Below are 15,101 nucleotides of genomic sequence, written 5' to 3' on the forward strand. Positions count from 1 at the left end.
ACCTCCTTAATATAAACCTAGTAGATTATAGCACTTTTTCTTCTTCTTGTGTAGAAGTAAAATCAGGTTCTGTCAGGTTTTTTTCAGGTTCCGGCGTTTCCGGAATTTCCACCGATTCGTCCGGCATTTCCGGCGTTGCAACCCGCTCCGCCTCCGGGGCTGCCGGCTTCACTGCGTTTTGCAAATTCTGCAGGATCTCCATTCTCGAATCATCGGCTTCCGTCGGCGCCTGCATCACAGTTTCCTCCGGAGCGTGAACCGGTTCCTGTGCCGCTTCCGAAGCGTCTCCGCCGCTGGGATTGTCTTCCGTAAAGTCCACAAACGTCTTCTGCGGAACCGACGGCTTCTCATCAATTACATACGTATCCAGAATTTTGTCGTGCCAACCGCGGTTGTATTTATCGATCAGAATCCAGATGTAACCCAGCCACAGGACCGACGAGGATGCCTTTTTTACGATAATTTCCCGCAAAAGCATTTTCGCAAATCCAACGGGACGACCGGTTCGGGCATCCACTACTCTCAAGCCCAGAATGGCCTTGCCGATGGTCTGGGAACGGGAGAAGAAATACAGTTCTGCGCCCAAGAAAATCAGCATCAAAACGATAATTACGGATGGGTACGATACCCCGCCCGTCACGTAAGGCTGATTGTTGTAGTAGGATCCGTATTCGGAGAGGCTGTTCATGGCATCCTGAATCAGACTCATTATGCCGCTGACAACCTGTCCAAAGAATATAATGGTGATGAAAGCCACCGGCACCGAATCAATCAGTCCTGCACCGAATCTCTTTCCTCTCGTCGCCAATTTCATTACGCGTTTCTGTGACATATTAATTTACCTCGTTTTCTTTAAACTCCCAAACATCGCCACACATTTCTAAATATTGTAGCACAGACTGCCGGCGGCAATGTGAATCCTATCTAAAAAACAAAAGCCTGCAGCCGATATCAATCCCGACTGCAGGTCTTTATCTAATCATTAATTACTCTTCGTGTGGCTTGAAATCCTTGATCTCCTCCGGAAGTTCCAAACCCTTTCTGGTGTAGTAATCAACCAGTGCGGATTTGATTGCTTCTTCTGCCAGTACGGAGCAGTGAATCTTTCTTGCAGGAAGTCCATCCAACGCTTCCACTACGGCCTTATTGGACAGCTCCAGCGCTTCCTGAACGGTTTTGCCCTTGATCAGCTCGGTAGCCATGGAGCTGGTGGCGATGGCGGAACCGCATCCGAAGGTCTTGAACTTGCAATCCACGATAACGTCATTCTCAATCTTGAGGTACATCTTCATGATGTCGCCACAGACCGGGTTTCCAACTTCACCGACGCCGTCTGCATCTTCGATTTCACCAACGTTTCTCGGATTTTTGAAATGATCCATTACCTTTTCGCTATATAACATGTTCTCTTTCTCCCTTCTCTAACTCTTCCCAAAATGGGGACATCTTTCTGTAAAGCGCCACAATCTCGTGCACCTTCTCGATGATGTAATCTACTTCTTCTTCTGTATTCTCTTCATTCAGGCTGAAACGCAGGGAACCGTGAGCCGCCTCTACCGGAACGCCCATTCCCATCAGCACGTGGCTCGGATCCAAGGACTCACTGGTACATGCGGATCCGGAGGAACAGCGAATGCCTTCCTCATCCAGCGCCAGAAGCAGGGATTCACCCTCTACGCCTTCGAACGAATAGTTTACATTACCCGGCAGTCTCTTCACCGGATCTCCGTTCAGCTTAGAATGCGGAATATCGCTCAAACCCTGAATCAGACGATCCCGAAGCGCTGCGGTCTTCTTTGCGTTCGCTTCCATGTTGGCAACGCCCTCTTCCAGAGCTGCTGCCAGAGCGGCATTACCCGGAACGTTGCATGTGCCGGCTCTCTTTCCTCTCTCCTGAGCACCGCCTTCAATCACGTTTACCAGACGGATTCCGTTGCGGGCATACAGAACGCCCACGCCCTTCGGTCCGTGGAACTTGTGTGCCGACATGGACAGCATATCGATGTTCATTGCCTGTACATCGATTGGCAGGTGAGCCGCCGCCTGAACCGCATCGGTGTGGAACAGAACGCCCTTTTCCTTGCAGATGGCACCGATTTCCGGAATCGGCTGAATGGCACCCATCTCATTATTGGCGAACATGATGGACACCAGCGCGGTATCTTCGCGAATGGCATCCCGCACCTTATTCACATCTACAATGCCGTTGCTCTCCGGAGCCAGCAGTGTGACTTCAAAGCCTTCCTTCTCCAGCTTCTTCAAAGTATGGAGAATCGCATGGTGCTCGATATTCAAGGATACCAGATGCTTCTTACCCTTGTCCTTCAGCACTCTGGCCGCAGACAGAAGCGCCTGATTATCCGCTTCACTTCCGCCGGAAGTGAAATAAATTTCATTCGGATTTGCCGCATTGATGGCCTTTGCCACCTTCTCTCTGGACTCCGCCAGCTTCTCTGCGGTAATCTGACCCTCTGTATGGAGGCTGTTCGGGTTGCTGTTGTAATTCTTCAAGCAATCCACCAACGTGTTCATCGCAGTCTCACTGATATATGTGGTCGCTGCGTTATCTGCATATACTCTCATAGAACCCTCCCTCTATAAAATATAGTGTGTGTATTCTTTGTATGTCGAATTAAAAATATCATATAATCCCTATTAAGTCAATAGGAATTAATGAATCCTCACCTATTTTTCAATATCCAGAATCTTCTCTCGGTTTCCGTCCAGCAGATCCTGCAAGGTGATGTTCTCCAGGTAGCTGGAAATCAGCCGATCCAGTCCGATCCACAGAGGAAGCGTAATGCAGCCCTCCGAATTGGCACAATCCACTTCGCTGTTCTTCACGCAGTCCACCGGCGCCAGATTTCCCTCGGTCAACTGAAGGATCTCGTTGATGCTGTACTCCGAAGGTTCTTTTTTCAGCCGATAGCCGCCGTTCTTCCCCCGACAGCTCTTCAATAGACCGCCCTTGTTCATCATGGCCACCACGATTTCCAGATATTTCAGGGACAATTTCTGCCGCTCCGCCACCTCAGACAGAGAAACGAAACCATCCTCCTGATGTTTTGCCAGGTCCGTCAGCACTACCAGCGCGTATCGGCCCTTTGTCGAAACCATCATCTGCCCATCCTCCTTTCAAACTTACTTAATTAAAATACCACCTGTTCACTAGGAAATCAAGTAATTCCTACTAATTCGATAGAATTTAATTTTTTCGTTAAATATGGTACAATTCCGGTAAGGAGAAACCGCTATGAAATACGATTACAATCAACTTTTTGCAAAAGAATACTCCGGCTACACCCGCATCCGGCAAGGTGTGGAGGAAGCCTTTCGCGTGCTGGAGGGATGCCGCCTCACCGATTGGCAAACCGATGCTTCTCTGGGAATCCACGCGCTGGAATTCGGTACCAAATTCCTTCTCATCTGGTATAAGGATTCCAATCACTGTAAAATCAGAATCGGCCCGGCCGCCTCGTCCGGCGAACCCTTGGGGCTTTCGTCTTTCGATGGACTGACGGATTGTGCCGGAATGGAACTCCACGATTTCTATGTACTGATGGGAGAAGAGCCCATGCTCTGCCTGTCTTTTTCCGATGCCTTCTTCCATCCGGAAAACCGGCTGCTCCGGCAATACATCATTTCATCGGAAGAGGGCGGTCATGGCATTCAGTCCACCGCCGTTCCGGATGAATCCCCATTCCGCCGAATTTCTACGGAGCGGGTTCCCACCACCCGGCACTTCCGCAAAGTAATTCGAAATGAGGAAACCGAGGAGCAGTTCGTTTCCCTGCTGGATGAAGACGGCGGCACCCTCATTCCGCCCATCTATAACGACATCGAATTGTTTTCAACGGAGAAGGAAATCTACCGAACCAGCATTCGAAAGATAATCCCCGGGGGAACGGATTACGACCTTTTCGGATTGTGCGACGAAACGGGAAAGGAAATCATTCCCTGCATCTACCCGGACCTCTATTACATGGCCAACGGATTCGTCCTGGTGATGGATTATCGCCACAAATGGTGGGTGCTGAACGAGCAGAACGAAGCCCTGTTCGGTCCTCACAATCAGGGCGTGGATATTTACAGCCACAACCGGGAGTACCTCTACTACATCGAATACAACAAAGATGCCCAATGCGAAGCACTGGGCATCTACAGCGTGGAACTCCGCACCGAACTGACGGATGCGGATTATATCCGTATTCAATATTTGGGAGACGGCACCTTCCGTGCGCAGAAAATATTCGGTCCCGGCGACGTTCGCACCGTCCTTATGGATCCTTACGGAAAAATCATTCCGGAATCGCTATAGCTCATACATGTGATACATGTGAGCATATATTCCGTCCTTCGCCATCAGCTCATCGTGGCTTCCTTCTTCCTGAATGCCGTTCTCCGTCAGAACGATGATTCGGTCCGCATTCTTGATGGTGGTCAGGCGGTGTGCGATGGTCAGCGTAGTTCTTCCCTTGGCCAGTTCTGCCAGAGAAGACTGCACCAGACGCTCACTTTCGTTATCCAATGCCGAAGTGGCCTCATCTAGAATCAGAATCGGCGGGTTCTTCAGGAACACCCGAGCGATACTGATTCGCTGCTTCTGGCCGCCGGAAAGCTTCGTTCCTCGTTCTCCCACATAGGTGTCGTATCCCTCCGGCATTTCCCGGATGAAATCATCGGCACCGGCTAATTTTGCCGCCGCAATAATTTCTTCCCGAGTGGCACCGGGACGGCCATACTCAATATTTCCCGCAATGGTGTCGGAGAACAGATATACGTCCTGCTGTACCATTCCAATCTGGGAACGGAGAGACTGAATCTTTGCATTTCGAATATCTATTCCATCCACGGAAATGCTTCCAGATGTAACATCGTAAAAACGCGGAATCAGGTTGCAGAAGGTGGTTTTTCCCGCACCGGAAGGTCCTACCAGCGCGATGTTCTCTCCTGCACGGATATGCAGGTTGATGCGATTCAGGATTTCCTCACTGTCGTTGTAGCGGAAGGATACATCCTTGAAATCCACCTCGCCCTTCAGCGGTCCCAGTGTTACCGCATCCGGCGCATCATCCACTTCTACCGGTTCGTCCATCACTTCCACGAACCTCTCAATTCCGGTAATACCCCGCTGGAACTGTTCTGTGAACTCCACAATCCGGCGGATGGCTTCCAGCAGCATGTTAACATAGAGAAGATATGCGATGAAATCGCCGGCGGTAATGGTGCCTTTAATCAGGGAAATGGATCCCAGCAGCACGATCATCACGTACATCAGCCCGTCAAACATCCGGGTCACGCTGCGGAATCCCGCCATGCTCTTGTATCCGATGCGCTTTGCATCCAGGAACTTGACATTTCCTTCACTGAACTTTTCTTTTTCAATATCCTCGTTGGCAAAGGATTTGGCCACCCGGATTCCCAGCAGGCTGTCCTCCACGTGGGAGTTTACTTCACCCAGCTGGCTCCGCTGCAGCTTAAAGGCGGAACGCATCTTGGTCCGATACTTCATAGCGAAGTAAATCATCAGCGGAATCATGGCGAAAAGCACCAATGTCAGCGGCACATTCACCCGGATCAGTATGATGAACGAAATGATGATTTTAACCGCCGCGATGAAATACTCTTCCGGACAGTGGTGGGCAAATTCCGCAATGTCGAACAGGTCTGTGGTGATTCTGGAAACCAGCTGACCGATTTTGTTCTCACTGTAGTAGGAGTAGGACAGTTCCTGGAAGTGGCGGAACAGGTCCCGCCGCATGTCCGTCTCAATCAGCGCGCCCATTACGTGGCCCGTGTTCTGCATGTAGTAGTTGGACAGCACGTCCACCCCGCGAAGTACCAGATACAGCGCAGACAGGCGCACCACCATGTTGATGGTGAGGTCGGCCGGATGGTAGGATACCGTGTTGGTGATAAACCGGATGATGACCGGCAGCACCAGGTCGCAAACGCTGGTGAAGGCGGCACAAATCAGGTCAAAAATAAAGATCTTTTTATAAGAGCTGAAGTACGGCATGAACCGCTTCAGCAAATACCCGGTGGGCAGTGTATGGTTCTTCATATTCTTCCTCCTTATCATATTGTAACAAGTTATTGTACACAATCGTTTGGAAAGTTGCAAGAATTATCTGTTCAACTCTGTTTTTTTCATGGAGATAATGTATAATTGTCATATTTAAGGATTGTATTTGGAGTGTAATTGGGAAAGGAAGAGGGTCATGAAACCGAATAGCTTGATTCCATCGAAATATCGTCATTTCATCGAGCAGAACGCCTGGATGGTCGGCGGCAATATTCTCTTTGCCATCGGCGTCAATATGATTGTCACCCCGCTGGGACTGTACAATGGGGGTTTTATGGGCCTGGCGCAGCTACTGCGCCTCCTCTGCGTCAACGTGCTGCACATTCCGGTGCCGGCCGGCTTTGACCTGGTGGGTATCATCTACTTCCTGGAGAACGTGCCGCTGTTCTTCGTCGCCTATAAGGTGGTGGGAAAAGAATTCTGCTTTAAATCCCTGGTGTCCATCGGCATTGCCTCTCTGGCGCTGGCATTGGTTCCCGTGCCGGCCACACCGATCATGCACGATACCCTGGCGGCCTGCTTTGTGGGCGGCGTCATCGCCGGAAGCGGTGCCGGAATGGTAATGCGCGGAGGTTCCTCCGGCGGCGGGCAGGATATCATCGGCGTGTGCATGGCCATTCGCCATCCCAATGCCAAAGTCGGAATTATCAGCATCATCATGAATGTTTTTATCTACGGTGTCTGCCTCTTCATCTTTAATGTGGAAGTGGTCATCTATTCCCTGATCTACACCACGATTCTGGCGGTGTTCCTGGACCGGATGTTCATCCAGAACATCAACGTGCAGGTGATGATTTTCACCAAGAACCCGGGAATCTCCGACGTAATTCTCACCGAGATGGAGCGCGGCGTTACCGACTGGACCGGCCGAGGTGCCTATACGAAAGAGGATTCCTACATCCTGGTGACCATGATTTCCAAGTACGAAATCGAGCGGCTGCTGAGCCTGGTGCGCGGCATCGACCCCCACGCTTTCGTCATCGTGACGGAAGGCACCAAAGTGTACGGAAATTTCCAGAAAAAGCTGACGGATTAATTCTTCGTCAACAGCTTCGTCTCGGGAAAATCCGGGCCTTGTTGGCGTGGCTTGACGGTAAAACAAGGCCTTGCGGGGAGGCCCACGCCAACACGAGCAGCGCCGGAACGGGAAAATCTGGCTCCTGTTGGCGCGGATCGACGGTGAAACAAGGCCTTGCGGGAAGGCCCACGCCAACACGGGCGGCGCCGTCTCGGGAAATTCCGGTTCCTGTTGGCGTGGCTTGACGGTGAATCAAGACTTTGCAGAGAGGCTGACGCCAACACGAGTAGCGCCGGCAAGGGAAATTCCGGGCCTTATTGGCGTGGCTTGACGGTAAAACAAGGCCTTGCGGGGAGGCCCACGCCAACACGGGCGGCGCCGTCTCGGGAGAATACGGGCCTTGTTGGCGTGGCTTGTCGGTGCTACAAGGCCTTGCGGGAGGGCCCACGCCAACACGGGCGGCGCCGGCACGGGAAATTCCAGTCCTTGTTGGCGTGGCTTGTCGGTGCAACAAGACTTTGCGGGAAGGTCCACGCCAACAAGGGCGGCGCCGGCGCGGGAAATTCCGGCTCCTGTTGGCGTGGCTTAACGGTGCAACAAGGCCTTGCGGGAAGGCCCACGCCAACACGATCGGCACCGTCTCGGGAAAATCCAGGCCTTGTTGGCGTGGCTTGACGGTGCAACAAGGCCTTGCAGGGAGGCCGACGCCAACACGGGCGGCGCCGTCCCGAATTAGATTCGGGCCGCGTTCACATGAAAAGTGATGCACGGAAGGCGCTCGCCGGCCTTCGTGCATCACTTCATATCATCATAATTCACAAAAGGAAAGAATTGTCGACGAACGCTTCATCTTCTCCCGTTCGTCGTCAATTTCTTCCGATATTCCGAAAACGGCTTGAATTAGAGCCCTTCATGAATCACTATGAGATAGTTCGCAGAAACTATTCCGTCCTTTTTCCTCGATATGAAAAACGATCCAATATCTGCCTCGTCATAATCACTACCAATCCACATATATTTCTTTGATCAGCGAATAACCTTCAGGCCGTTGATCTGAAACCCCTATAACGTCTCCAAGCCATTCTCCCGGTTCAGTAACTCTTCCATAACCCATTAAAACTGCCAGTGGATCTGCATAATCATTCTTTGTACGATCCTGAAAAAGTATGTCTGTCTCAGCAAGAGTGTAATAAATCTTCTTTGTGTGGTTAATCGTGAACATACGTCTTTTCGCAGTTTTCAGGAACAATCCTTCATACGGATTATCAAAATCAATCCCGTATTCGTTGAAATGATCAAGTTTACCGTTTTCCCTGTACTCCTCAAGATCATCCTCTATCCATTCACGGACGTCTTCTTCAGCTTCCTTGAATAAGCAGGATACGTTTCTGTACGATTCGCAGATCATATCAAAAGCATCCTCCGGATATCCAAATTCTACCGACTGTTCGTACAGCGTTTTTATCACTCCGTTTGAAGACTGTTCCGGAACAGAACACTCATCACCAAACCAAAGAACACGGTCGCCCTTCCACTCATCTGTCAACAGACTGTGAAGTGCATGAAGTGGAGTACTGTCCTTGTGCATAGACGCGCCAAATTTACTCCCGTAATCAAAATCCTCCGGACAGATATATTCTTTTTTATCGACATTCACCCACCTATAATATTCGCCCATGATTCACCTCGTCATTCGCTCATGCTTTACCCGAACTGGAAAAAATATTCCTCTGCTCTGTTCAACTACGAGATATCCGCATTCCGGTTGATATCCCGAATCGTGCCCATGATCCCGCTCCACACATCTTGGGAATCTCCGAACAGTTCGATGATATTTCCGCGGTCCGTGAACGGAGAATCCTGGAGAACCGAAACGTCTTTCATGATACCGTTTCGAACGATATATTCCACAATCTGGTTCACGAAGTAGATCTGCCGATCATTCAGGTTCGCATTTTCCAGGTAATCTGCAAATGCCGCTTTGGCCGCATTCATATCCATTCCCACAATTTCACGAACCAGTTCTCCCAGTGGTTTGTCGCCGTACTCCTTCTCGTAATCCTCTTTGGAGCCCACCTCGCTCCAAAGGATTTGCTCCAGCTGTTCCACATCCATTTTGGTCAGCGGAATATTGGACTTGAGTTTCCCGATTACCAGGTGATCCGGATGCTGGCGAATGTATACCTCTGCATCGTGACGATAATCCTTCAGGTAATCGTTCTCCAGTTCGCCGCCATCCCATTTCATTTCCAGAATTTCATCTTCAAAATCCGTATGATGTACTTTTATCTTTGGCGGCTGGTAATATATCATCAGCTCCCGAAGGTTCTTCCGAACGGATTCGAAATCGTTCATGTCCGCGTCACTGACCCACTCTGTATCCAGAACCCGGTCAATCCACATTTTCTGAGCTTTTACCGCAGGAATCGTCCCGGCTTCTTTTGCCACACGACCCACACGATTCTGGAGAGACTGAATTCCGGCACTCATCTTCTTCCCTTCCAGATGCGCCAATTCGATGCCGTACATCAGCGAATCAAAGCGAAGAACCCGCGCATCTTCCGTGTCGTCCTGCAGCAGCGGAGCGATTTCTTCCTTAACGTACGACTCGTCTTCATCGGTTATGATTTTGTAATTATCCTTATTTAAATATTTTTCGATATACCGCAAATGCTGTCGCGCCGCAAAACCTTCCTTATTGATTCCCCGGACCTTTTCCAGCATCTCATCCACCAGATTATTTCGAAATGCCATCAACGGCTCCGTCTGGTACTCCAAATCCTGCAGCTTATGAGACAGGGCGAATTTAATCCGGTACAACTGACCCTGCAGCGTTCCGGAATTCTTCACTTCCCGGCCATTTGGATTCAAGCGGAAGAATTCGAAATTTCCACAGAAGTCGAAAATGTAGAAATTCTCCTTGTCCGCACCGTCCAGCAAGCCCTCACACAGCCGTGTCCCCCGGCCGATCATCTGCCAGAATTTCGATTTGCTCATCACCTTCTTGAAAAACACCAGGTTCAGCACTTCCGGCACATCAATTCCCGTATCCAGCATATCCACGGAAATCGCAATCTGCGGCAGCTTCTTCGGATTGGAGAAGGTATCGATGGCCTGCTGCGAATTCTTAATCTGATTGTCGATGACCTCCGCATAGCCGGTCAGCTTCGGATATTCCTCGTTAAATACTTTTAGGATTTCCTCTGCATGCCGATGGTTCTTTGCAAAAATAATGGTCTTGCCGATATCTTTTCCGAAATGAACGCGGTGGCCTTTCGTCATGAGGATGTCCAGCACTTTTCGAATGGTGTCCTTGTTGAACAGCCATTGATTCAGCGCCGAGGAATCGATCTGCTTCGGGATAAAATCCTCATCCTCAAAAGTATTTTCGAATTCGTCTTGCTCTTCCGGGGTAAGATCGTCGTAGTTGATGCCATTCTCCATGAATTGCAGCTTGCTTTCCACAGACACGTAATTCACCAGGTATCCGTCCGTCACCGCCTGAGCCAGTTCGTAGCCATAGGTCGGCTGCCCGGCTTTCAGGTTAAAAACACCGTAGGTATTCTTGTCGATTTCGTCCTTCGGGGTTGCCGTCAAGCCCACCAATGGTGCGTCGAAGTAATTAAAAATATCCCGGTATTTGTTATAAATCGACCGATGGGCCTCATCGCAAATCACCAGGTCGAAATGGCCCGGCGTAAACAATCTTTTGCCATCCTCGTCATTTACCGAATCGATGCAGCCGATCATGGTCTGGTAAGTGGCAAAGACGCAGGCCGCGCCGTAGTTTTCTTTATCCTCACAGAGATTGGTTACCGATAGATTCGGCAGCTGATCGCCGAAGCTTCTTTTAGCCTGAGTGACCAGTGCGGTTCGGTCGGCCAGGAAGAGGACGTTTTTCACCCAACCCTTTCTCTGGAGCACTTCTACCAGGGATATTACGGTTCTGGTTTTTCCCGAACCCGTCGCCATGACCAGCAGCGCCTTCCGCCGGTTCTCTTCGCCCAACGTACGGCAGACTGCTTTTACCGCGGCTTCCTGGTAATACCGGCCGGCAATGTCCCGGCGAATTCGAATATCCGTCAGCGGCTCCCGCATCCGTTGGAGATTGTGAAGCTTCTCCAGATCGCGCTTGGAATAGAATTCCGCAACCGGCCGCTCCGGGTACTGGTTGTCGATGATTCGCATCTCGAAACCGTTGCTCAGGAAGACCACCGGCCTGCGCCCGTATTCTTTCTCCATAATATCCGCATAGAGTCGGGCCTGAATTCGGCCGTTTTCCACGTTGACGCTGGTGCGCTTCGCTTCCACAACTGCCAGCGGCCGTCCGTCATCCCCGTACAGCACGTAATCCGCAAAACCTTCGCCGGAGGCGTTCGGCATTCCTTCCAGCCGCACCTCCTCCAGCCAGTCCTTGCCTTTCGTCCAGCCGGCAGCGGCCAGCATAACGTCGATGTATATTTTTCTCGTTTTGAATTCCGTCAAATCCAGCGGCTTTGGAACATAATTCTCCATCCGCTCTTCCCGTCTCGCACTCAGTTCGTCTTTCAGTGCCCGGTTCTCTTCGATAAGCTTCTGGATGTTCAGTTCGTACTGCTGCGTTTTCTCCTGGGCGAGGGCTTCCTTCTTTTCCAGCTCATTCTCTGCGCCGAGAAGCTCCCGGTGGAAATCCGGCGCATCGTAGGTTCTGGAATAACTGCATGCCACAAAATCCATGAAGTAGAACAGGTTCTCTATTCCAAGCGCCGCCTGTTCATAGGTAATCTGCACGCCGGCATGCGCCGCATTGTTTCCCAGCGCCCGCACATACTGAATCCGCCGCATCAAATCATCCGGCACCAACTCCCGAAAGCGATTGGTATTGATCATCGCAACAAGGGTTTCTTTATATAGCATCCGAAGAAAATGGTCCGCCGTGTACATCCATTTGATGGCAAATTCCATCGCCTTTCTGCACCCGATTGCGCACGCTTCCGGATCGATTCCCAGCAGCCGTTCCGCCCGAACAGCCATATCCGCAAAAGACTTAAATTGTGCATCCTCTTTAAGGAAATCAAAGTTACCCATTGCTTCTCTCCGATAATTATACTAACTGCAGCACCCTCACCATGGGCGCATTCAAAAGTCATTTCATTATATCGTATTTCCCATCTCCCTGCCAACTGTTGATTGGGAAGAAATCTTTCCATATGCCTTCACATTGATAATGGTCCCTCGTAAAACCGTTCCAACCAACGTCTCTTACAAGAAAACCCGCAGATTCAAAATTTTGAATCTGCGGGTTTTCTTCATTCTGTAGCAATCTTCGCTTCTGCGAAGATTGCTATCCATTATTAATATTTAATTACGACTTCTCTGCATTTCGGACATCTGTATGCAGTTGTAATCGTTCCACCACTGAAAAGTCCGACTTTTTCTTTCCCAAGCGGAATAGCGTTCTTTCCAAGAGATGGAAAGACTGTAATCGGGCTTGGTTTTTCACAGAAACAAAGTCCATCTCTACACTTAATATATCCAAGAATCATCTCTTCGCCACAGCTTGAACATTTCATTACTATACTCCTTATTTAAAAGTTTGAAATAAAACTTGATCGTCCAAATTCCACACTTCTTTAGACCTATGATTATAGTTAATTCCACACCGTTTCTTAATGTATGAATTATTGCTAAAGCAACGTGTCTTCATTTTTACATCATATTTACACTTTTTCTTAATTCTAGTTATATGGACATGTTTTCCAACCGGATCAACATAATATAACAAATCTCCTGTACCATACTGATCTTTGTAAACAACTCTCTTTTTTGTATGCTTTTTATCTTCATATATATAAAATGTTCTTTCCTTTATCGAATGCATTTGAGCATCAGAGAAGAATCTTGTTCCGTAATTAATCTTAACCTTATCATTCTTCAATCCTAATGCGGCGGAAACTACAGAATATGGAATTCCAACTTTTTTATCGAAAAATGATATCGAAACATCAACTACCCCTTTAACGTATTTTTTCCAGTCTGATTTTGAAGGCTTGGAAGCATACTTTCGTATTGTATGTTTTTTTACAGATTTGACAGTATAGTATATCTTCTGTCCTCGTGGTGTTTTTCCAAAATAATGCTCTTTACTAGCAAAAGCCCCTTGAGCACTTATACCAAAAACTAATACAGCAATTAAAACAACAAAAATCCCTAATCGTTTCTTCATCGTGAAATCCCCCTTCGCATATCGAAACAGTGATGTTTGTTTTTTATAATGAGGAGTCTGTCAAGACTCCTCATTATTTGATATGCGTAGTATATCAACGATTTTGGGGATATTAGATAACTACAATCATGATACCACACGACAATCGCGATGGACAGATACTTTACACAATTATCGAAAATATCTTTTCAATGTTCCATGTCGGAAAGCTGCTCCGTAAGGCAGATGCCGGTGAAAATCGTAAGGATGTGTTCATCGTCAATGATACGCTCTTGGCCGGTCTGATGGCAATTACTTGTTCAGCTCCCATTTTCATGTGGGAAGTTTGAGTTACTAATCCATTCCGAAACACTTGGTGTAAAAGTCAATAATCCAACCTGCTTTTTAAAGTGTTCAGATTCGAACACTTTAAATTGAGGATTATATATTTGCTCCCATACAGACAAAAACTCTAATGTACCACGGTTTCTCAACCAATTTCGTACTATATCTGCAGCTCTGGCTGAATCCGATTTTGCTTTTGCGATATCCGTAATGCAAATATAATCATCCAGGTCTTGTTTTGAAATTGAAAGCGACGGTGCAGAAGGCGTTGGACGAGACTCAACTTCTATTTGATAGCTTAATGCAGCAGTATTTTGGATAGGGTCCTATAGATTTTTTCGACGTAGAATTCATTATTAAATGGAAAGTGGGCAGTGCTACAAATTGATATTTATTGTTTTGCGAAAAGCAGACGCCGAGTGCTGACGGGAAACGGCGGAAAACAGCGGAAATTAGAGTGGCCGCCGGGCCGGATTGTGAAGTTGGTGTGAAACGTTATGCATATTGCCGCCGGAACCTGTTTTTGCGCCAACACTTCAAAGTCGAAGCGGCGAGCAGGTATGCAGCTGGCCCGTTTCGGACGGATTCGGCATAAAAACAGCACGGTTTTTCGGAGGAATCCGGGGGTGATTCTAATAGGATAATCCACACAGGAAGGTGATTTCTCCAATTCTCGTCAAAGAACTGCTTCCTGGACGAAAATGTTGTGCAGATTGGGGCTGAATTGCCTAAAATGCACAACACTTCACGGGAACTTCATAATGCGTGCCAGAGGTTATAACTCAGGCATTAGGAAAGATAGAACATAAGGAATGAAGAGATGAAAGTAAAACTAGGACTTGTAGAGGCTGATGTGTATGGAAAAAGTTCAATTAAAAAATATATGTAGACCAAAACAGTGGAAAACTTTGACTGGAAAAAATCTTGTGCCAGATGGTAAATATCCTGTGTACGGTGCAAATGGAATAATTGGATATTATAATGACTACAATCATGAGAATGAAACTTTGATGATAGGGTGCAGAGGAACGTGTGGCGCTCTTAATATTTCTCAGCCATTCTCCTATATAAATGGTAATGCAATGGCACTAGATGATTTGGTTGACGATATTGATATAAGATATTTATATTATGCACTTATGGGTAGAGGATTCCAGGATGTAATCAGTGGAGCTGTCCAACCTCAGATTATTAGAGCTGATTTAGAAAAAATGGAGGTTTGGATCGGGAATAAGAAAGAGCAAAAAGAAATTGTAGATGTATTTAGCAAACTGGATACGGTTCTTTCTCACAGGAAAAGGGAGATACAGTATTTAGATGACCTTATCAAAGCCCGATTTGTAGAACTCTTTGGGGATCCAACTGAAAATCCAAATGGATATCAAATCAATCGGCTTTCTAATTACATTATTTCGCTTACTTCTGGTTCTCGTGGTTGGGCTAAATATTGTGTTAATGATGGGAATGAA

At 48.2% G+C, this 15,101-nt stretch carries 13 protein-coding genes; 3 read left to right on the top strand and 10 right to left on the bottom strand.

The genetic code is table 11. The features are described from left to right. Positions 1 to 25 precede the first annotated feature (25 nt). The 4 genes from PUE40_RS05475 to PUE40_RS05490 all read right to left on the bottom strand — a co-directional run bounded on the left by PUE40_RS05475 (position 26) and on the right by PUE40_RS05490 (position 3,120). The gene (locus PUE40_RS05475; protein ID WP_154554250.1) at positions 26 to 832 is read right to left on the bottom strand and encodes an RDD family protein; all 807 of its coding nucleotides are present in this window, start codon (positions 830 to 832) and stop codon (positions 26 to 28) included. Positions 833 to 986: 154 nt separating this feature from the next. Continuing rightward, complete coding sequence (gene nifU, locus PUE40_RS05480; protein WP_154554251.1) at positions 987 to 1,403, bottom strand: Fe-S cluster assembly scaffold protein NifU; 417 nt, start codon at positions 1,401 to 1,403, stop codon at positions 987 to 989. Continuing rightward, complete coding sequence (locus PUE40_RS05485; protein ID WP_154554252.1) at positions 1,393 to 2,583, bottom strand: cysteine desulfurase family protein; 1,191 nt, start codon at positions 2,581 to 2,583, stop codon at positions 1,393 to 1,395. The genes nifU and PUE40_RS05485 overlap by 11 nt, the downstream gene beginning before the upstream one ends. Positions 2,584 to 2,685: 102 nt before the next feature. Continuing rightward, positions 2,686 to 3,120: an RrF2 family transcriptional regulator gene (locus tag PUE40_RS05490; protein ID WP_277672136.1), complete on the bottom strand. Its 435-nt coding sequence runs from the start codon at positions 3,118 to 3,120 to the stop codon at positions 2,686 to 2,688. A gap of 133 nt (positions 3,121 to 3,253) precedes the next feature. On the opposite strand from PUE40_RS05490, the gene PUE40_RS05495 reads away from it, so the two are divergent. Beyond that, the gene (locus PUE40_RS05495; RefSeq protein ID WP_277672137.1) at positions 3,254 to 4,318 is read left to right on the top strand and encodes a WG repeat-containing protein; all 1,065 of its coding nucleotides are present in this window, start codon (positions 3,254 to 3,256) and stop codon (positions 4,316 to 4,318) included. Here the strand turns inward: PUE40_RS05495 and PUE40_RS05500 are convergent. After that, complete coding sequence (locus PUE40_RS05500) at positions 4,313 to 6,064, bottom strand: ABC transporter ATP-binding protein (RefSeq protein ID WP_277672138.1); 1,752 nt, start codon at positions 6,062 to 6,064, stop codon at positions 4,313 to 4,315. The genes PUE40_RS05495 and PUE40_RS05500 overlap by 6 nt on opposite strands. Positions 6,065 to 6,221: 157 nt before the next feature. Here PUE40_RS05500 and PUE40_RS05505 point away from each other — a divergent pair, with 157 nt between their 5' ends. Then, a complete protein-coding gene (locus PUE40_RS05505) occupies positions 6,222 to 7,121 on the top strand; it encodes a YitT family protein (RefSeq protein WP_206157313.1) in 900 nt (299 codons plus the stop codon). A 982-nt stretch (positions 7,122 to 8,103) separates the two neighbouring features. On the opposite strand, the gene PUE40_RS05510 is transcribed toward PUE40_RS05505, so the two are convergent. The 5 genes from PUE40_RS05510 to PUE40_RS08295 all read right to left on the bottom strand — a co-directional run bounded on the left by PUE40_RS05510 (position 8,104) and on the right by PUE40_RS08295 (position 13,952). Beyond that, a complete protein-coding gene (locus PUE40_RS05510; protein ID WP_277672139.1) occupies positions 8,104 to 8,781 on the bottom strand; it encodes a hypothetical protein in 678 nt (225 codons plus the stop codon). 65 nt (positions 8,782 to 8,846) lie between these two features. Further along, a complete protein-coding gene (locus PUE40_RS05515; RefSeq protein WP_277672140.1) occupies positions 8,847 to 12,170 on the bottom strand; it encodes a DEAD/DEAH box helicase family protein in 3,324 nt (1,107 codons plus the stop codon). A gap of 266 nt (positions 12,171 to 12,436) precedes the next feature. Further along, positions 12,437 to 12,655, bottom strand: a complete 219-nt coding sequence (locus PUE40_RS05520) for a PF20097 family protein (RefSeq protein ID WP_154554065.1) — start codon at positions 12,653 to 12,655, stop codon at positions 12,437 to 12,439. Positions 12,656 to 12,666: 11 nt separating this feature from the next. After that, the gene (locus PUE40_RS05525; RefSeq protein ID WP_277672141.1) at positions 12,667 to 13,308 is read right to left on the bottom strand and encodes a hypothetical protein; all 642 of its coding nucleotides are present in this window, start codon (positions 13,306 to 13,308) and stop codon (positions 12,667 to 12,669) included. A gap of 299 nt (positions 13,309 to 13,607) precedes the next feature. After that, positions 13,608 to 13,952, bottom strand: coding sequence for a KilA-N domain-containing protein (locus PUE40_RS08295; protein WP_328603037.1), 345 nt, complete (start codon positions 13,950 to 13,952; stop codon positions 13,608 to 13,610). Positions 13,953 to 14,489: 537 nt separating this feature from the next. Here PUE40_RS08295 and PUE40_RS05535 point away from each other — a divergent pair. Continuing rightward, on the top strand, positions 14,490 to 15,101 hold a 612-nt coding region (locus PUE40_RS05535; RefSeq protein WP_277672142.1), incomplete at its 3' end, for a restriction endonuclease subunit S.

This window comes from Mogibacterium kristiansenii (assembly GCF_029224645.1).
GTDB classification, from domain to species: domain Bacteria; phylum Bacillota; class Clostridia; order Peptostreptococcales; family Anaerovoracaceae; genus Mogibacterium_A; species Mogibacterium_A kristiansenii.